Genomic DNA, 20,250 nt, shown 5'->3' on the forward strand with positions numbered 1-20,250 from the left:
TTTGATATGAACGCTTTTTTCTATATTCTTTTTTCTAAAATATCTTTTTCATTGGGAGTAACTTCGATTGAATTCTGACCAGTATAAATGACAAAACCAGGCTTAGCACCATTAGGTTTTTTAATTCTTTTAACTTGCACATAATCAACTGGGACGTGACTAGAATTCTTTCCTTTAGAGAAATAGGCAGCAATTTCAGCTGCTTCTTTGATATCTTCATCACTTGGATCATTGTCCTGCAAAATGACATGAGAGCCAGGCATATTTTTGACATGGAACCAGTAATCACGTTTGTCTGCCTTTTTTAAAGTTAGCCAATCATTTTGATAATTATTTTTACCAACTAATACTTTTTTACCATCACTTAGTTTAAAAGTATTCAAATTTTTTTCGCTAATCTTTTTCTTACGGCGATGATTATGATTTTGTTCTTTTAGATAGCCTTGATTAATTAATTCATCGCTAATTGCATCAATATCTTGTGGATCAGCGTTATCAATTGCAGTTTGGATAGAATCAAAGTAATCTAAATTCTCATTTGCTAGTTTAATTTGTTCATTAACATGTTTAATTGAATTACGTAATTTTTGATAACGAGTAAAGTATTTTTGTGCATTTCTAGCAGGTGAAAGTGCGGGATCAAGTTTTATTTTTAAGGGCTTATTATTTTCATAATAATTTGGTAGATCAATACTTGTCATCCCAGCCTTTACTTCATGAAGATAAGCATTAAGCAATTCACCCTTAATTCGATATTCTTCAGAATTCTCGGCTTGATCTAGTTGCTTACGTAGCTTAATAATCTTCTTTTTAAGTTTTTTAAGCTCATTATTAACAATATTTTCAATTCTTTTAGATTTTTGCTTTACCCATTCACGATTAGCCTGATCACGATAAAACTCGTCTAATGTTTTATTGACATCGTCATTAGAATAAATCAAATTTAATTCAAGATGATAGGGAAGGTAAGTATATACACGATCCTTATGCTTAATGGTTTGTAATACATATCCTTTTGGTCTATTAAATTGATTAAAAAATGTCTGTAAAGAACTATATGAAAAATCGTCTTCTAAGTAACCAGTAAATTCTTTTTTATCGTCTCCGTCTAAACCATTAAATTGTCTTACAAAATCTGCTGGTTCAGGATACTTTTCCTTTAAGTCATTGAAGCTGTCAGCAGAAAAATCGAAGCCATTGATTCCTGGAAGAAGAGGAGGGAGTTCATAAGGGGCATGTGGAAGTAATAAGCGAGCGCGGTTTTCATCAGGATTGATTCTTTTAAGCAAATCAATAATTTTATTATCATCTGCATTATATAAAATCACATTACTGTGTCGGCCCATCAATTCTACTGATAAAATAAGTTGCATTTCATCTCCTAATTCATTTCGATTAGAAAAATGAAAATTAACTATTCTCTCAACACCGATTTGTTCGATTTTTCGAAGAACTGATCCTTCTAAATATTTCCGCAAAACCATGACAAAAGTAGGAGCAACGTCAGGATTTGCAATTGTATCATTTGTAATATAAAAGCGTGGATTTTGAGCATTAGCAGAAATCAGCAACCGCTGATTCTTTCGATCTTTCCTAAAATTTAAAACTAAATCTTGTTCAAATGGTTGGTATATTTTAGTAAGTTTTCCTCCAACCAGAGTAGGGGAGAGATCTTGCAGAAGACTATGAATAAATAAACCATCAAAAGCCATAAATATCCTCCTTTAAAACAGCATATTTAATTATACTATTTAATCCCTTGAATTTCCTTGTTAAATAAACATGTGATTTTTTCACGAATATTGTTAATTTTTCACGAATCTTGTGAAAAATTAAATTATGTCTTAGAATTATTGTTGATTAGAAAAAATGGGACAATTAAGTATAGGTGGTAAATAAAATGAATGTCTTAATATTTAATAGCGTTAGTGAGAATATTAAGCGAGTGATTAATAAAAAGTGTGGATTAAACCTCTCTCAAACTCGCTTATTACTATTCTTTGATCATCATCAGAACGAAACTTTGACGATGGGAGAATTAGCACAGGCATTAAGTATATCTCTTTCGACCCTAAGTAGACAAATCAAGCAGAAAAAAACTGCTTCTTTAATTAAAGTAGAACGTTCAAAGAAGGATTCTAGCAAATATTTAAATTTAAACAATGAGGGATTAGCTAAAGCCCAAGAATTAAAAAAAGTTCTTTCTCAAATTGAAGCACAAATTTTTTCTAGTTGGAGTGAAGAAAAAATACAGGATTTTGATAGTAAATTACAAATTATTGTTAACAATCTTGTAACAGATAAAGTATAAATCATCGATTATGTTTAAAAAACATCGGATTTTATGATATAATTTCAGTTTGATAAGTAGTATTGCAGCATGCAACTTAATGCTGCCATTTTAATTTTAAGGTAGGTTTTCACACGTGAAGATAGCACTCATTACAGATAGTACTAGTGATATAAGCCCAGAAGAAGCCAAGGCCAATGATATTACAGTAGTACCTATTCCGGTTATTATTGGAGATAATCAATACATGGATGGGGTAGATATTACTGCAGAGAAGCTTTTTGAGCTAGAACGCGATGGAGCACCTTTTCCTAAGACTTCGCAGCCTAGTCCGGGTACTATGCTTGAATTATGCCAAAAATTGAAAAATGAAGGTTATGAAGCTATTATTGCTATTCCCTTAACATCTGGTATTTCTGGCTTTTATAACAGTTTAGTTACTTTAGCTCATAATCATCCTGAATTTAATCTTTATCCTTATGATCCAGCAATGACTGTTCGTTCAATGGGAAATCTAGTGCTAGCAGCTGCTAAAATGATTAAAAATGGTTGGGAACCTAAAGAAATTCTAGCTAAGTTAGACGAAATTAGAGATACAATTGATGTTCTTTTCGTTGTAGATGATTTAAATAACTTAGTGCGCGGCGGCCGTTTGAGTAATGCGAGTGCTTTTATTGGTACTATGCTTCAAATTAAGCCACTTTTAACATTTAAAAAGGATGATTATCAAATCGTAAGTTTTGATAAAGTTCGTTCCATGAAGAGAGCTGTTAAGAAGGCTGAAAATATCACTATTGAGCGAATTAATAATTCGCCTATTAAGGATAAATTGTCATTAGCAGTTTATAATTCTAATGATTTAGAGCAGGCTACTAAGGTTAAAAATGATTTTCAAGCTGCTTTCCCTAATATGACCATTAAAATGTTCAATTTTAGTTCCGTAATTGCTACCTATTTAGGAGAAAAATCTCTTGGTATTACTTGGATGGCAGACATAGATAAAATGGACTTTAGTAAAAAATAATCATATCAAAAATAGGAGAGCTAAAGTTGCTTTCCTATTTTTTTAATAAAGTAAATTATATGAACTTAAAACGAGAGTGATTAAATGAAAAATAAGTTTTTAAAAATATTAGGGCTAGTCGCTGGTATTGGTCTAGGACTGGTAATCGTTTTTCAAGTTATATTAGCTATGAACACAACTGCTATTAAAAATAGTAGTCCTACCGCTGTTAATTCTGCTACAAGTAATAGTAGTGACAAAGAAATTATTGCAGAAGCACTCAATACCGATTTCAAAAGCTATAAATTTAATGTAAAGAATTCACCCGGAATTCAAGCTACAAGAACTTGGACTGGGGAATATCAAAATGATCCACTTAAGGCACAAGCTAAAGTTGATAAGACATCTATGTGGCTAAATGAAGACAAAGTATATCAAAAAATGTGGGATAATACTGGTAGTCCAAAGTGGAAAGCTTCTTCTACTATGACTCCTAATAAAGTAGTTAGCCAATTCGACCCAGCAATTATTTTAAGCGGAAGTAAAGCAATTAAAGGCGATATGAAACTTAAGAAATCTGGTTCTATCTATCGCGTTAGCTACAGTGGTAATAGTCTAAAGTTCTGGAATAAGACCCACAGTAAGCTAATTAAAAAGCTTAAAGGTAATGCATCTGGATTAGACAATGAGGGAGCCCTTAAAAAGTTAAAGGTTGAATATACCTTAAAAGAAAAGGGCGGCCACTTAGTCTTGACGAGCTTTTCATTCTACTTGCGTTTTGCTTATGCTGGATACGATATTTCTCAAGAGGGGACATATACAGAAATCAATGCAATTAAGGTAAGTACTCCAAAAGCATTGAGAGCTAAGACAGCAACAAAGAAGAATCATAGAGTATACCATCCAAAAGCCGATGATAGTTTTGATATTGATATTGGTTCTGGAAATTCAAATACTCAGTCTAGTCAATCAAGTGAAAGTTCTTCAAGCAGTAGCCAACAATCCAGTTCATCACAAAGTAGCAAATCAGAAGAACATAATGATGAAGGTCAACATTCTCAAAGTCAAAGTAGTACATCAACGCAATCCTCTGACAATAAAGAATCTAGTCAACAATCACAAACCAATAATAGTAACAACAGCTCAGATACGAACCACAATAATCAAGGACAGGCACAAAACAACCAACAATCTGCTGCTAGTCAGCACAGTCATTAATTAAAAAACGATTTGAAAATCTTTTTTAGATCTTCAAATCGTTTTTTTTATATATAAATTAATTTTTACTTTTTATAGAATCTCGTATCAGTTTAAGAAATAGACTTGCAACATTTGATAGTTGATTTCTTGAACTCCAAATCAAACGATTATGGTCAATAATTTTAGGCTCAAGTGGTAAAAAGCATAAGTTACTCTTATCTAAAGGAAGCAAATCTTTATATATCAATAGGCAATAAGGTCCCTTGTCTATGAGATACTGCAAATTATCAGGTAAGTTAAATGTAGCCACGATATTTAACTTTTGTGGCTCAGTATACCAATCTCTAAAGTTATCAGAATCAGCCGTATGTTTCGACATAATGATAGGATAATTTTGTAAATCTTCGGCAGTAACACAGGAATGATCAGCTAATGGGTGATTTTTACTTACAATCACACCATATTCATTAATTTCAGGAAGGGTCAGAATATTAAAATTTTGAGTAGTATCATATTGGCCCATTGTAATTCCAAAGTCTAATATTCCACGCTCAAGCTTGCTTTCAATCATGGATGAATTTCCATTAAAGAAGTGAATTTTTACTTGAGGATAGTTCTGTAAAATTCGATGTATAATATCCATTACACGTTTAATTGCAATACTTTCGCCTGCTCCGATGTATAATTCACCAGATATAATTTGAGAGCGTTTTAGATTTTGTTGTGTTTTATTGGTCAAAGAAATTATTTCTTCTGCATGTTCCTGAAGATAATATCCTTCTTGAGTAAGAGTAATTTCCTGATGTCCACGATAAAACAACGTTACGCCAAGTTCAGCCTCTAAATTTTTCAATTGGCGTGAAAGCGATGGTTGACTAATATGAAGAGCTTCAGCTGCCTTTGATATATTTTTTGCTTCACAAACCGCAAGAAAATATCTTAAAACTCTTAATTCCATGAAGTGTTCCTTCCTTTTTACATAAAGTATACACTTTTATTATAGGCTAAATAATAAGATTAGAGTTGAATTAATCAGAAGATTTATATCTATTTATTTTATTTAGTGCCGCTTTTTGTTTTTTTTGATCTACATGAGTATATAAATCAGTAGCTGTTGTTCCTTTCTGACCCAATTGCTGTGCTACTAGCACTTGATCCTTAGTTACTTCATAAAGTTCACTAGCTAGCGTATGGCGTAATTTATGGGGAGTAAGAGGTTTCCCAAAAGCTGCAGAATACTTGTTAACCATTTTCTCAACTGCATTAGTGGTTATCCTTTTAGTCTTTCCATGCCATCTAGTTAAAAAGAAAGCAGTATTTTCTTTTTCAGCATGATACCGATCGGCACGTATTTCCCTATATTTCTTTAAATAAGGAATCGTCCATGCGGCAATAGGAACACTATCTTTTTGACCACCTTTACGTGTAACATCCAGCATAGCATCTTTTAAATTAATATTACGCATATTTACGCCAACACATTCAGAAACTCTAATTCCAGTTCCTAAAATTAATGCAATAATCGCCATATCTCGCTCGTGATTCTTTTTAAAGGCAGGTAGGGACTGCTTATTACATTTATGTACATATTCATTTTCAATAAAATCTAAAAATTGGTATTTTAAATCTCCCATATACATATGTGACTCTAAAACATGAGCTCTATAATTTAAGGTTTTAGTATCATTTAATGAGTTAATCTTTAGCATGACATTACGATCAAAATATGGTTCACCATGATTATTGTCAGAAGTAATCGTTAAGAACTTATAGAGGGAGCGTAGAGCATTAATAGAACGATTAATGGTAGTTGGCGAATTTAAGCGACCTTGTTGGTTTTTAGTATGTTTAAGATGATGAATGTATAGCATAACATCATTTCTTTGTAGATTTTCCAACGTCGTTACTTCAATTTCTTTATTAGAAGAAACCGAAGCAATATTATTTTGTCTTAGCCAGTCGAAAAAACGTCGAATTTCAGTTAAATATTGATAGGTTGTAGTTAATGAATGAGAAGTTCCTAGATTGTATTCCTTTACAAAATCTGGCATATTAGCCAATTCTTGCTTAATAAGTTCTAAGTATTTATTAGTTTCCAAATTATAGTCTCCTCGAACGTAGGTTTGTATAATATTATATCTTATTTATTGACCTAAAAAAAGTTTTGTTACTGTCCCCTAGCCGGAAAGAGGGGAGACAAGCTAGTATACTATGGAAAAGGCTGGTAATTAGTTATAAAGCGTATAGAATTTAGATCAATTTACAACTAATAAGATCCGAACAATAAATTAATCCAAAAAGAACAGATTTTTAGTATAAATAAAGGTAATTTAAGAAAAATCATTAAGTAAAAAGCAATTATTGCTGTAAATAAGCGTAGTTTCAAAGCATGAATAATAAAATTAACTATAATGTATGAGAATTTAAGATTAAATAGGAGATAAACATAAGCTGAATAAAGGGTATTAAAGGAGAATAAAAGTATTAGTTCAAAAATGATATAGTAAAATATTTAAAATATTGGACTGAATTACATATGGTTAAAATAAATTTGTAGCTGTTGGGAGCAAAACAAATTTTTAAAGTTAACTTTAAAAGAAAAAATAGATCAATTTGAATGAATTAAAAAAGCTATATTTTATAGGATATACATCTACACCTTTCATTAAAATTATTGTTTTAATGAAAGGTGATTTTAATGAAAAATCATGTATTATTGCCCCAGCTAGGAGTAATATTGTCCTAATTTATTACTCTATGTATTACCATGATCATATTCAGTAAGAACTATGAAATCTAGCAATCTCTTATATTTCAATTATTTTCAAAATATCATAAGTTCAAGATAAAATACTTATCCTATCTAAGCTTTTATCTGAGAATACTTATTACTTGTACAACTAGCTTAAATCCACAAATAAGCTCTAGCAATATCAAACATTTAGCATAGAACATATAGCAGAAAATTTAAATCAAATGATTAACTGCTAACCAATAATTATTTTAAAAGCCATAGAATGGCCGTCACAGCATCACAAAGTTATAGATAAGAGATAGACATAGCTATAAAAATTTTTATTTAAGCTTACAATGAAGATTCAAAATAAAAATCCTTAACTTATATTTTTTAGTCGGTAAGAATCTAATTAACTCAGAAAAATTATTTTAGATATGTTGATAAAGATTTAACTGCCTAAAACATAATTCATATGAACAAGGTACTTTTGATATATTCTATACTTTTTATATGCTACTTTACATAATATATATTATACGAATTTATGCTTTTATGATTTATTAGCTCCTTTTCTCTAATTCTTACCACTTATTTTTTCTAAATAAAAAATCTCACTAGATAGAACTGCGGATTCAATGGTTCAATCTAGTGAGATTTTTAAACATGTACTAAAAATTTTAACGACTAGTCATTTTTAAAATTTAATTTTTTCCGTTTACTTAATGAAATTGTATAAACAACATTAATAGTTCCCAGAAGTAATACTGCAAACCATATAGTTTTTAAGAAAAATACTTTTTGAAGTAATGCTGACACAATAGCACCAAGTGCAAAAGCAATAACTAAAAACATATAGTTAACAGCTGCATTATGCTGAGATTTATCTTCACCAAAGAAATATGCACTCCAGGCAACGACAGATTTTTTTAAATTACCAGTTGTAAATGCATTATTATACCCCATACCTTCGATCTTACTAAAGGAAGCATTTTGAACAGCCAGTCCAAAGGCAATTACGGGCACGACATAATAATTCGGGACAGTTTTAGGAACAAAGCCTACTCCTAAGCAAATAAGTAAAATTGGAAATAGACAAAATACCCGCCAATAATTACTTTTAACGTATTTATGAAAAAGACCTACCAGTAATAACCCTAAAGTAAATGCAATAAATGTAGTTGCTCTATTTAACATACCAGCTATATTGTGATCAGCAAATGCTGAAGCAAAGAAGATAATATTTCCTGTTTGACCTGCAGATAAAGTATGTCCTCGTTGAATATAAGTATAAGCATCAATAAAACCAGCTGAAAAAGTTAAGGATGTAGCTAAAATACGTGATTCTGATGGCCGATACTTATCATTAGTAAATATATTCATATTTAAACCCCTATGTTATAAGCCCAAATTAAAAACATGATCAAGGTAGACCATGTTTTTAACTGAATTAATCTTCAATCTGAATGTTCTTAATAATTACATCTTCTTTAGGCTTATCATTTGCCTTATCCCGTGGAACCTTTGCAATTTCATCAACGACATCCATACCATCAATTACTTGACCAAAAACTGTATGACGACCATCTAACCATGGGGTTCCACCCTGTTTATATGCTTTTACAATTTCTTTTGGATAGCCAGCTGCATCCATTTCCTTAATCATTCGTTTAGGCACATTCTTATTTTGAACAATAAAGAATTGACTACCATTAGTATTAGGACCAGAATTAGCCATGGAAAGTGCACCACGTAAGTTAAAGAGTTTATTTGAAAACTCATCTTCAAAAGGATGTCCCCAGATACTTTCACCGCCAGTACCGTCACCCTTTGGATCACCACCTTGGATCATAAAGTCACTAATTACACGATGAAAAGTAGTATTATCATAGTAACCCTTTTTAGCTAAACGAACGAAATTTTCTACAGTCATTGGAGCATCTTTTTCAAATAATTGAACTTTAATATCTCCATGATTAGTTTTAATTACTGCTTTTGGACCTTTTACATTTTCCAGGTCTAATTGTGGATATTCCATTTTAGTCCTCCTATTTTTAATCTGTTCTAGTCTATTCTACTATTTATTACTAGACACTTCATTAATCTATTTCTTCTTTCAAATATTTCCTAATAGTATCAAGCATAATTTGCCCATATGCTTTTAATTTTGCTTGACCAACACCTGAAATATTCAAAAAGTCTGTTTTTGTTTTAGGTTTTTGAAGTGCCATATCTCTTAATGATTTATCAGAGAAAATATAAAATGCTGGTATTCCCTGCTCTTTAGCTAACTCTAAGCGTGTTTCCTTTAAACGCAAGAATAGGTTATTTTCCTTTTCTGAAATTTGATTAGTAAGTTGTATTGATTTTATGATATTTTTTGAAATTTTTTGACTTACTTGCTTTTTATCATCTAAAACGTCCCATCCTAAATTAGTTACATGAACTACAGGATATTGAGTATCCGTTAACTCCAAGTAGTTATGACTGATTAGATAATTAATTAAGTCTAAGGCAACCCTCTTCCCTAACTTCAAACTACCATAATTTTTAAAATTAGATGCCCGAATTTCTCGCATGCGCTGATTATTGGCACCTGTAACTACATCGGCAACTACATTTTTGCCAAAGCGTCCATCAAGTTCATAAATTGTTGAAATAATTTTTTTGCTTTCTGCAGTAATATCTTTTTCAATAAATGTTCCCAAACAATTAGAACATTTGCCACATGGAGAGCAAGTCTGACCAAAATATCTGACGATAAATTGTTGTAAACATTCCGTTGTATTGACGTACTTAGTAATTGCAGCTAATTTCTGATATTGAATTTTTTGGTATTCATCATCTAAATCAGATTGTTCAATAAACCAACGATATAGTCTAATATCTTTCGGATGATAAATTAATATTCCTTCACATGGTTCTCCGTCTCTGCCTGCTCTCCCGGCTTCTTGATAATATGATTCTAAATTTGGAGTACTATTAGCGTGAATTACAAATCGAACATTTCTTTTATCAATTCCCATACCAAAGGCATTTGTTGCAACAATCACTTGTACCTTATCGAATTGAAAGGCATCTTGTACATCAGCTCTTTCTTTATTAGATAGCCCAGCATGATAACTCGCTGTTAAAATTCCATTTTGAGCTAAATAGTCAGTCAACTCTTCAACATTTTTTCTTGTACTCGCATACACAATCCCTGATTGATTGGGATGCTTTTTAATATAATCTAAAAGATATAAGTTAGTATTTTTAGGATTATCTACTACCTTGAAGCTCAAATTTGGTCTTGCAAACGAAGTAATAACATAATTTTCAGCCGGAATCTTTAATTGATCTGCAATATCTTTCTGCACTGAAGGGGTTGCCGTTGCTGTTAAAGCTAAAATATTAGGCTGGCTTTTAATTGACTTTACTCCCTCCATAATTTGGCGGTACGCAGGTCTAAAGTCATGTCCCCATTGAGAAATACAGTGGGCTTCATCTACTGCAACTAAAGAAATATCCAAAAAGTTTAATTGATAGCGAAAATAATCCATTGCTAACCGCTCAGGAGTTATGTATAAAAGTTTTATTTTCCCTTCATAGGCTTGTCTCAAGATTGGATTTACTTCTTCTTGAGGAGTTGCTGAATTTAAGGCAGCAGCATTAATGCCATTTTGTTTTAGAGAGTCTATCTGATCCTTCATTAAGGAAATTAAAGGAGATATTACCAATGTTACACCAGGGTTAACCAATGCTGGTATCTGATAACACATTGACTTTCCTGCTCCAGTTGGCATTACAGCTAAAACATTTCTTCCTTTAAGAACTTGCTCAATAACTCGCTCTTGTCCAGGACGAAAAGTTGTATAACCAAAAACATTATTTAGTACTTCTATTGATGATTTCATTTTCCTCTACTAAATAAAAAAACAAGTATGAAAGGATCATACCTGTCTTTTTCTAAATTAAACCAAATAATTAAGCTTCAAAAGCGTTAGTTAATGGAGGAACAACTTGTTTCTTTCTTGAAACAACGCCTGGTAATTTAACTTCTGAATCTGATAATTTAGCGTTAAATGCTTTTTCAAATTTAGCTTTTGATTCATCACTACCTACTACTAAAGCTTCTGAATCTGAGTCAAGAATGTTGGTAATTAAAAGCATAAACATATCGTAACCTTCACGCTTAGAAGCTTCATCCATAGCCTTTAAGAAAGCGTCTTTACGTTCTAAGGCTTCTGGTAAATCAACAACGTTAATTTGTGCTACACGAACGTTGCTACCGTTTAATTCAAAACTCTTAGCATCTAAATCAATTAGGTCTTCTTCTGACTTGTCAGCAATATTAGTACCAGCTTTAAGCATCTTAAGACCGTATTCTTTGTAGTCAACACCAGCAATATTTGCTAAAGATACAACAGCTTCTTTATCTTGGTCAGTAGTAGTTGGTGACTTTAAGAGTAAAGTATCTGAGATAATAGCTGAAAGCATAATTCCTGCAATATCTTGTGGAATTTCAATTTCTTTTTCGTTGTACATTTGCCACATAATGGTACTGGTACAACCAACTGGAGCTGCACGGTAGTATAAAGGATCAGCAGTATTGAAGTTCATAATACGGTGGTGATCAACTACATGAGTTACTTTAACCTTATCAATGTCAGAAACACTTTGTTGAGGTTCGTTATGGTCAACAAGCATTACTGCATCAACTTCATTTGAAGCAGTTTTAATAACACGAGGTGCAGTAAAACCAAACTTATTTAAAGCATACTTAGTTTCATCATTAGCTTCACCTAAAGCAACAGCTTCGGTATCGTAACCTAACTTATTTTGTAAGTATGAGTATGCAATTGCTGTTCCGATTGCATCTGTATCAGGATTTTGGTGACCAAAAATCAATTCTTTTGCCATTATATAGAGCTCCTTTAAAATTATATCTACCTAATTATTTTAGATTAAAAGTTAAACTTAAGCAAATCTATCACGCATTAAAAAGGCATCCTTTTGCTATAAAAAGAATGCCTTAAAACTAAATATTAACTTTAATATCCTCTAGTCTACTATCATAATCTTTCTCTTCAATAAACTTATCCCACTCTTTTAGGAAATTGACTAGTCTAGGTATTTCACTCTTATTTTTACGATAAATAAAACAGCTTTCAAAGTTTGTCTCACTCTTTGTCTTTACTGGAGATAATGCAATTTCAGCCTTGTGTGCCTTATAAAAACTCTTGGAGACATAGGTATTATAGTCAGTTTGTTCAGCAAATTTGATTAATTGATACGAAGCAGTAAAGGTTACCGTAGTATTTAGTTCATTATTTGGAAACTCACTAATTTGTTTTGCCATATACTGTTTCATGTTCTTCACAGTTGAATTATGATCTGGCATGTAAAGAACTGCTAAATCTAATTGATTATTATCTAGTCTATCCCAAAGCTCTGTCCTATTATTAGAAACCCACATGTAATGTTATATCAGGATATTTATGGTTGAATTTAACTAAGAATTGATCAATTACTCTTGCTTAAATAGTAGATAATATTCCTAAAGAAATAGTTCCGGTATCTGATTTAGTGTATTGCTGAATACTGTCTACAGCATTATTAACTCTTGAAAATAGTGCTTTTGCTGCCTCTTCCATCTTTAGGCCAGCATCAGCTAAATATAATTATTTGCCCATTTGGCCAAATAATGGTGACCCAACTGCTCGTTCAAGTTTTTTTAATTTGTTGCGTTAAAACCGGCTGAGTAATACCTAAAATTTGAGCTGCTTGCGTATAACTCATATTATCAATTAATTGAAGAAAGTAACGTAACGATTTCGCGGATAAAACCGCATCAGTATTTGTTTTAATAATTGAATACCTCTTATATAAATCTGAAATAATAGCTAATGAATAAGATTTTTAAATACAACTAATTATTTTCTGATAGTCCTTTATTAAAGCTTAATATTCATCTCACGCTTTTTATAATAACGCCTGTGCCAATAATAAAAAATTTTGTATAAAATGCATACTATTTTCCTATAATTCTTATTTTAATAAAAAAACTAAGGATAACAGTTAAATCATTATCCTTAGTTTTTAACTAATTAAAATAAATCTTCAGTTTTATCTCTTCCATCTGCGATTGGCTGACCAAGCGTTAATGAGACAGGAGTCCCATCTGTCATTGGGTCTAGTACAAAAGATCCATTTGAATAGCGATCGCCCAATGGGAATTCAGAAGTATTAAGCTCAATATGACGATTACTAGAAGTATTCAGATGGAGAATATGATTTTCACCATAACTACTGATTGCCATAATTCGATGAGGCTTAGTCTTAAGTTCACGTAGTACAAGGACACCTCGTTTTGCACGCGTAACTTTATTTATAAGGTTAAGTTTGAGTTGCTTAAAGGCTCCCCGTTGAGTGATGATTCCAACCTTAATTAAATCAATATATTTAGGATCAGCTAAAACATAATTTACTATGTAGTCATCATCTTTAAGGTTAACGGATTTAACACCAACTGCTTTTGAGCCAGATGTAGGTATCTCACTAATATCAAATCTTACTGCATATGCTTGATTAGTAATTAGAGTAATTTCTTCTTTACTATCAGGTTGCACTTGATCAATACGGACAACTTTACTGTCATTACTCTTAAGCTTAATAGCAGTAATTGCACGAGACTTATATGTTCTAGTAGGTTGTAAATCTGCCAATGTAACTTGTTTAATATATCCATTGTTAGTAGCAATCAAAAAGTTTAAATTGGCCTTTAAATCATTAACTTCAAACACCCGAATAATTTCTTCATCACTATCAAGACCAATTTCTTGAGACAGGTGCTGACCTGTTTCTTTCCATTTTGTTTCAATTAATTCATGTACTGGACGATAAATTAGGTTTCCTTTATTAGTAAAAATATAAAGGTTATCCAAGGTAGACATTGTTTTTTCAAACACAATCTTATCACCAGCAGGCAATCCATTATCTTCATCATCGGTTGATTGAAATGAACGGAGAGATGACCGCTTCAAATAGCCGTCTTTACTTACTAATACTCGTACATCTTCATCAGCTACTAGAGCTTTTTCATTAATTTCAATTTTAGCTGCTTTAGCAGTAATTTCTGTTCTTCTTGGTGAACCAAATTCTCTTTTTACCGCATTTAATTCTTTAACTACAACTCTTTCAAGAACCTTATTATCACTTAATATTTCATTGAACTTTTCGATTTTTTTATTTAAATCTGCTTGTTCCTTTTTAAGTTGGTTAACATCAGTATTAGTTAAACGGTATAACTGCAAAGAAACTATAGCTTCCGCTTGATTAGTAGTGAAATCATACTTAGCAATTAAATTCTTTTTAGCATCTTTTTTATCTTTAGAAGATCTAATAGTTTTGATTACTTGATCTAAAATATCTAAGGCATGAATAAGACCTTCAACTATTTCTAGACGCTGTTTAGCCTTCTTTAAATCAAATTCTGTTCTCTTAGTTACAACATCTTTTTTATGTGCTAAGTAGGAAGATAAAATACGCTTTAATCCAACTTGTACGGGAGTCATACGATCAATAGCAACCATATTGAAATTGTATGAAACTTGTAAGTCAGTGTTTTTAAATAGATAGTTCAAGATGTTTTGACTATCAGCACCCTTTTTAAGTTCGATTACAATTGAAAGACCGTGACGATCAGTTTCATCTCTTACTTCTGAAATACCGTCAATTTCCTTATTTAAACGGATTTCGTCAATTTTCTTAACCATCATTGCTTTATTTACGCCGAAAGGTACTTCGGTTACAACGATTTGCTGACGATGTCCTTTAATTTCTTGAATTGTAGTCTTAGACCTAACTTGAATTCTTCCACGACCAGTTTCATAGGCCTCTTTAATGCCCTTAGTTCCTAGGACAATGCCACCTGTTGGAAAATCAGGTCCCTTAACAAATTTCATCAAATCATCTGTTGTAGCATCAGGATGCTTTAGTAGGTAAACAGCTGCTTCAATAACTTCAGCAAGATTATGAGGTGGAATTTCAGTTGCATATCCAGCTGAGATACCTGTTGATCCATTAACTAATAAGTTAGGAAAGTGAGCCGGTAAAACTGTTGGTTCATACTCTGTATCATCAAAGTTCAAAATCATTTGAACAGTTTCTTTATCAATATCTTGTAAAAGTAAATTAGAAATTTTACTTAAACGAGATTCGGTGTAACGCATGGCTGCTGGACCATCCCCATCCATTGATCCATTATTACCGTGCATTTCAATTAACGGTTCACGCATTTTCCAATCTTGCGATAAGTGAACCAAAGCCCCATAAATAGAACTGTCACCATGAGGGTGAAAGTTACCCATAACATTACCGACAGCTTTTGCCGCCTTCTTATAAGGCTTATCATATGTATTATTATCTTTATACATCGCATACAGAATACGACGTTGAACTGGTTTTAAGCCATCTCGAATATCTGGGAGAGCACGTTCTTGGATAATATATTTTGAATATCGTCCAAATCTTTCACCCATAACTTCTTCAAGAGGTAATTCCCTAATTCTTTCATTTGTTTGTGTCATTTAAAAATATAACCTCTTAATCTCTACTTGTTTCTAGAATTGATCCGTCTTCACCCATACGGAATTTAACGTTTTCATCAATCCATTTTCTTCTAGGAGCCACTTTATCTCCCATTAAGGTTGTTACACGCTTTTCAGCAAGTTGAGCATCGTCAATCTTAACTCTAATTAAGGTACGAGTTTCAGGATTCATAGTTGTTTCCCATAATTGATCAGCATTCATTTCACCTAAACCTTTGAAACGCTGCAAAGCAAAACCCTTACCCATGTCTTTAGAGTCTTCGCTCAATTCTTCATCAGTCCAAGCATATTTAATTTTTGCTTTTGCTCCGTTACCTTTTTGTAATTTGTATAAAGGAGGCAGAGCAATATACACACGACCCGCTTCAACCATTGGGCGCATATATCTGTAAAAGAAAGTTAAAAGCAAAATTTGAATATGGGCACCATCAGTATCCGCATCTGTCATGATGATGATTTTATCGTAATTTGCATCCTTAATCTGAAAATCTGATCCAACCCCTGCACCAATAGTATGGATCATGGTATTGATTTCTTCATTTTTAAAGATATCTTGTAACTTAGCTTTTTGCGTATTTAAGACCTTGCCTCGTAATGGCAAAATAGCTTGGAACTTTCTATCTCTTCCTTGTTTTGCGGAACCACCAGCTGAGTCCCCTTCGACTAGGAATAACTCATTTTTCTTTGGATTACGTGATTGAGCAGGGGTTAATTTTCCTGAAAGAATCTCCTTCTTTCGTCTCTTTTTGCCACTTCTGCTTTCATCTCTGGCCTTTTTAGCAGCTTCACGTGCATCCCTTGCTTTTTGTGCTTTCTGAACTAAGCTTTGAGCAAATTCTCCGTTTTCCATTAAATAGTATGAAAGCTGTTCATAAACAATGCTGTCTACAACACTTCTAGCTTGCGGAGTTCCAAGTTTTCCTTTAGTCTGTCCTTCAAATTCTAGTAATTCTTCTGGAATCTTAACAGATAATACTGCACTTAAGCCTTCACGATAATCGCTACCTTCTAGACCTTTATCCTTATTCTTTAATAACCCTTGCTTTTTAGCGTAATCATTAAAAGCCTTTGTAAAACCACTACGTGCTCCAGCTTCATGACTACCACCATCAGCTGTACGAACATTATTTACAAATGAAACAAAGTTTTCGGAATATCCATCATTGTATTGGCCTGAAAATTCAACTTCAATTCCATTTTGTTTACCAGAAAAGTAAAAAACATCTCCCATTGTATCTTTGTCTTCGTTTAAATAAGATACAAATGACTTAATTCCATCTTCATATAGAAACTCATCATGATGTTCTGGTTCTCGTTCATCAGTTAGTGTGAACTTAACACCCTTTAATAGAAAAGCTGACTCACGAATTCTTTCTTGAATGGTTTCGTAATTATATGTGGTAGTAGAAAAAATAGTTGGATCTGGTTTAAAAGTAATAGTAGTACCATTTTTATCTTTAGTCTTGCCTAAATGTTTAAGCGTACCAATTGGATGACCACCATTTTCAAATTCTTCTTCATATGCTTGACCGTCTCTGACTACTCTTACTTTTAAGTAAGAAGATAATGCATTTACAACAGAAGAACCTACTCCATGTAAACCACCAGAAGTTTGATAATTCTTTTCGGTAAACTTACCACCTGCATGTAACACAGTAAGAATAACTTCAATAGTTGGAATTCCTGATTCATGCATTCCTGTTGGCATCCCACGCCCAAAATCTTGAACTGTAACTGAATTATCTTTATGAATAGTTACATTGATTTCTTGACCATAACCAGCCATTGCTTCGTCAACTGAATTATCGACGATTTCATAAATCAAATGATTTAACCCATGCCGATCAGTTGAACCGATATACATTCCTGGACGTTTTCTTACTGCCTCTAGCCCATGAAGAATCTGAATCGAAGAATCATCATATGAACTGGTAGTTTTATTTGCTTTAGCCAAATAAATGCCTCCATTTTTAACAGACAATCAAAATCAACCCCACAGCTATTATAATCTTTGTTAAAATAGCTTTAGATTTTAAATGGGGTTGAAAAGTGAATGTCTACGTTGAATTATTTACTAATTTTTATTTTAGCATACTTGATTGGATCCCTTCCCACAGGTGTGTTAGTCGGAAAGATATTTTTTCATGAAGATATAAGAAACTTTGGATCAGGGAATATTGGTACAACCAATTCATTTAGAGTAATGGGACCTGTAGCAGGCAGTGCAGTTTTAGTCATTGATGTATTAAAAGGGACACTTGCAACAGATTTACCATTAATTTTCCATCTAAAGGGACCAAAGTATTTATTACTAATTGCTGGTGTCTGTGCCATTTTAGGCCACACTTTTTCCATCTTTCTAAAGTTTAAGGGAGGAAAAGCGGTAGCAACTAGCGCCGGCGTCTTTCTTGGTTACAATTTAAAGTTCTTTGGACTATGTGCCTTAGTATTTTTACCAATGCTATTTATTACCTCCTATGTAAGTTTATCAAGCTTGGTTTCAATAGTTATCATCTTCATTTGTTCCTTCTGGTTTCATGATATCTTTCTTACAATTATTACAGGAATTATGATGATCTTGCTCTTTGTAAGACACCGCTCCAATATCAAGCGCCTAATTAACCATGAAGAAAATATCGTTCCTTTTGGCCTATGGTATTGGTACAAAAAGTCTCATGGATTGCTAAAAAAGAATGCTAAAAATAAATAATCAGAACAAAAGACTGTTTAGGTAAAATCCTCAACAGTCTTTTTTTCATAAGTATTATACTTCATTTGAACAAATGTTCGCAAGATGCGATTTTAGCACCTAATTAATATGGATAAGTATCTAGGCGGTCTTTCTCAGTGATTTTTCTAACTACTCGGCCTGGAACACCTAAAACCAAAGAATTATCTGGAATATCTTTTGTAACTACACTGCCAGCACCAATAACGCAATTGTTTCCAATCGTTACTCCCGGACAAACAGTTACATTACTAGCTAACCAGCAATTATCGCCAATTGTAATTGGTGCGCCATATTCGATATCTGCTATCTTACCATCTGCTTGCAGACGCGCATTTCTTTGCTCTGGCAATAAGGGATGCAGAGGCGTTACTAATGAAGTATTGGGACCACACATTACATTGTCTCCAATAGTAACTGGACAAGTATCTAAAATAGTCAAATTAAAGTTAGCATAAAAGTTTTTACCTAATTTTGTAAATTTACCGTAATCTACTTCAATTGGTCCTTGAAGGTAAACTCCTTCTCCATGATCTGGAAATAAATTATCGATAATTGCTTTTCTTACTTCCTTATCTTCATCTGCTGTTTGATTATAGTCACGGCTTAAGCGATGCGCTTTTGTTGAGATTTCTCTTAATTCTTCTGTGCCTGGACGATAAGGTAATCCTGCTAGCATATTTTTAGTATTTTCTTCCATTTTTACACCTTACTTTCTTATGCCTTTTAATATCTTTACAATATCATATTTGGTATTGGAATTATAGTGAATAAAAAATAGATAGAAACATAAATAATACTTCTATCTATTTCTATTAGATTAATATTACTGGCTATTCTGAATCACGTAATTGCTTTAGACTTTCGCCGAAAATATCATCAATTACTGCGTCAAAGAATTGACTTACGCCCTTATCTAATCCTTTAATCTTATCCATTTCATCCTTAGTTAATTCAAAGTCAAAAATATCAAGATTTTCTTTTTGACGTTTTTCATGAACAGATTTTGGAATAACAACAATATCTTGTTGGGTAAGCCAACGCAAAATAACTTGAGCAGTAGTCTTGTGGTGAGCTTCAGCAATTTCTTTCAATGTCTTGTTATTGAAAATATCATGTTTTCCTTCTGCAAATTTAGCCCAAGCTTCTACAGCTACATCTCTTCCTTGGAAGAATTTAACATCGTTAGTTTGTTGGAACCATGGATTAATTTCAATTTGATTAATTGCTGGCTTATCTTCATGAGCAAGCTCTAAGTTCATGTATTGATCAGGATAAAAGTTCGATAGACCAATTGAACGAACTTTACCAGCGCGCTTAGCAGCAGCTAAAGCGTTCCAAGCACCGAATGTATCGCCATATGGTTGGTGGAGTAATACTAAGTCTAAATAATCCGTTCCTAATTATTTTAAGTCATGATCAATTGCTTTAGTAGCTTTTTCAAATGACATGTTTGAAACCCAAATTTTTGTAGTCAAGAAGATATCATCTCTATTAACTGCACTTTCTGCAATTGCTTCACCTACAGCAATTTAATTTTCATATACTTCCGCAGTATCAATCATCCGATAATCATTAGCTAACGCCATCTCAACTGTTTGTCTTGCTTTTTCATGATCTGGTATTTGGAAGACGCCTAAACCAAGTAAAGCATTTTATTGCCATTATTTAATGTAATTGTTGGAACTTCTGTCATTTATAAGT

The 20,250-nt window shown here is 32.5% G+C and carries 14 protein-coding genes and 2 pseudogenes; 4 read left to right on the forward strand and 12 right to left on the reverse strand.

Annotated features, from left to right (window positions below; genetic code table 11):
* Positions 1-20: 20 nt before the first annotated feature.
* Complete coding sequence (locus CP370_RS04090; RefSeq protein ID WP_087712986.1) at positions 21-1,712, reverse strand: NFACT family protein; 1,692 nt, start codon at positions 1,710-1,712, stop codon at positions 21-23.
* Between the two features lie 188 nt (positions 1,713-1,900).
* On the opposite strand from CP370_RS04090, the gene CP370_RS04095 reads away from it, so the two are divergent.
* The 3 genes from CP370_RS04095 to CP370_RS04105 all read left to right on the forward strand — a co-directional run bounded on the left by CP370_RS04095 (position 1,901) and on the right by CP370_RS04105 (position 4,511).
* A complete protein-coding gene (locus CP370_RS04095; RefSeq protein ID WP_012846161.1) occupies positions 1,901-2,311 on the forward strand; it encodes a MarR family winged helix-turn-helix transcriptional regulator in 411 nt (136 codons plus the stop codon).
* Between the two features lie 115 nt (positions 2,312-2,426).
* Positions 2,427-3,314, forward strand: coding sequence for a DegV family protein (locus CP370_RS04100; RefSeq protein ID WP_004894848.1), 888 nt, complete (start codon positions 2,427-2,429; stop codon positions 3,312-3,314).
* A gap of 84 nt (positions 3,315-3,398) precedes the next feature.
* The gene (locus CP370_RS04105) at positions 3,399-4,511 is read left to right on the forward strand and encodes a hypothetical protein (RefSeq protein WP_087712985.1); all 1,113 of its coding nucleotides are present in this window, start codon (positions 3,399-3,401) and stop codon (positions 4,509-4,511) included.
* A gap of 58 nt (positions 4,512-4,569) precedes the next feature.
* Here CP370_RS04105 and CP370_RS04110 read toward each other — a convergent pair whose 3' ends face one another.
* The 9 genes and pseudogenes from CP370_RS04110 to parE form a co-directional block, all read right to left on the reverse strand.
* Complete coding sequence (locus CP370_RS04110) at positions 4,570-5,451, reverse strand: LysR family transcriptional regulator (RefSeq protein ID WP_087712984.1); 882 nt, start codon at positions 5,449-5,451, stop codon at positions 4,570-4,572.
* A gap of 70 nt (positions 5,452-5,521) precedes the next feature.
* Positions 5,522-6,592, reverse strand: a complete 1,071-nt coding sequence (gene xerS / locus CP370_RS04115; protein WP_087712983.1) for a tyrosine recombinase XerS — start codon at positions 6,590-6,592, stop codon at positions 5,522-5,524.
* Positions 6,593-7,914: 1,322 nt separating this feature from the next.
* Positions 7,915-8,610 carry a YoaK family protein gene (locus tag CP370_RS04120; RefSeq protein WP_012846167.1) on the reverse strand — a complete coding sequence of 232 codons (696 nt, stop codon included), beginning with the start codon at positions 8,608-8,610 and terminating at the stop codon, positions 7,915-7,917.
* 67 nt (positions 8,611-8,677) lie between these two features.
* Positions 8,678-9,265 carry a peptidylprolyl isomerase gene (locus tag CP370_RS04125; protein WP_004894833.1) on the reverse strand — a complete coding sequence of 196 codons (588 nt, stop codon included), beginning with the start codon at positions 9,263-9,265 and terminating at the stop codon, positions 8,678-8,680.
* A 61-nt stretch (positions 9,266-9,326) separates the two neighbouring features.
* Positions 9,327-11,123: a DNA helicase RecQ gene (recQ, locus tag CP370_RS04130; RefSeq protein WP_087712982.1), complete on the reverse strand. Its 1,797-nt coding sequence runs from the start codon at positions 11,121-11,123 to the stop codon at positions 9,327-9,329.
* 70 nt (positions 11,124-11,193) lie between these two features.
* Complete coding sequence (locus CP370_RS04135) at positions 11,194-12,129, reverse strand: manganese-dependent inorganic pyrophosphatase (RefSeq protein WP_004894829.1); 936 nt, start codon at positions 12,127-12,129, stop codon at positions 11,194-11,196.
* 118 nt (positions 12,130-12,247) lie between these two features.
* Positions 12,248-13,077, reverse strand: a pseudogene (locus CP370_RS04140) (LysR family transcriptional regulator).
* Positions 13,078-13,316: 239 nt separating this feature from the next.
* The gene (gene parC, locus CP370_RS04145) at positions 13,317-15,797 is read right to left on the reverse strand and encodes a DNA topoisomerase IV subunit A (RefSeq protein WP_087712981.1); all 2,481 of its coding nucleotides are present in this window, start codon (positions 15,795-15,797) and stop codon (positions 13,317-13,319) included.
* Positions 15,798-15,813: 16 nt separating this feature from the next.
* Positions 15,814-17,772, reverse strand: a complete 1,959-nt coding sequence (gene parE / locus CP370_RS04150) for a DNA topoisomerase IV subunit B (RefSeq protein ID WP_087712980.1) — start codon at positions 17,770-17,772, stop codon at positions 15,814-15,816.
* Positions 17,773-17,871: 99 nt separating this feature from the next.
* Here parE and plsY point away from each other — a divergent pair, with 99 nt between their 5' ends.
* Positions 17,872-18,528, forward strand: a complete 657-nt coding sequence (gene plsY / locus CP370_RS04155) for a glycerol-3-phosphate 1-O-acyltransferase PlsY (RefSeq protein WP_087712979.1) — start codon at positions 17,872-17,874, stop codon at positions 18,526-18,528.
* A gap of 103 nt (positions 18,529-18,631) precedes the next feature.
* Here plsY and CP370_RS04160 read toward each other — a convergent pair whose 3' ends face one another.
* Together CP370_RS04160 and CP370_RS04165 are read right to left on the reverse strand one after the other, a co-directional pair.
* Positions 18,632-19,246, reverse strand: a complete 615-nt coding sequence (locus CP370_RS04160) for a sugar O-acetyltransferase (RefSeq protein ID WP_087712978.1) — start codon at positions 19,244-19,246, stop codon at positions 18,632-18,634.
* A gap of 133 nt (positions 19,247-19,379) precedes the next feature.
* Positions 19,380-20,242, reverse strand: a pseudogene (locus CP370_RS04165) (aldo/keto reductase).
* Positions 20,243-20,250 lie beyond the last annotated feature (8 nt).

The organism is Lactobacillus sp. UMNPBX19, from assembly GCF_002553805.1.
GTDB lineage: Bacteria > Bacillota > Bacilli > Lactobacillales > Lactobacillaceae > Lactobacillus.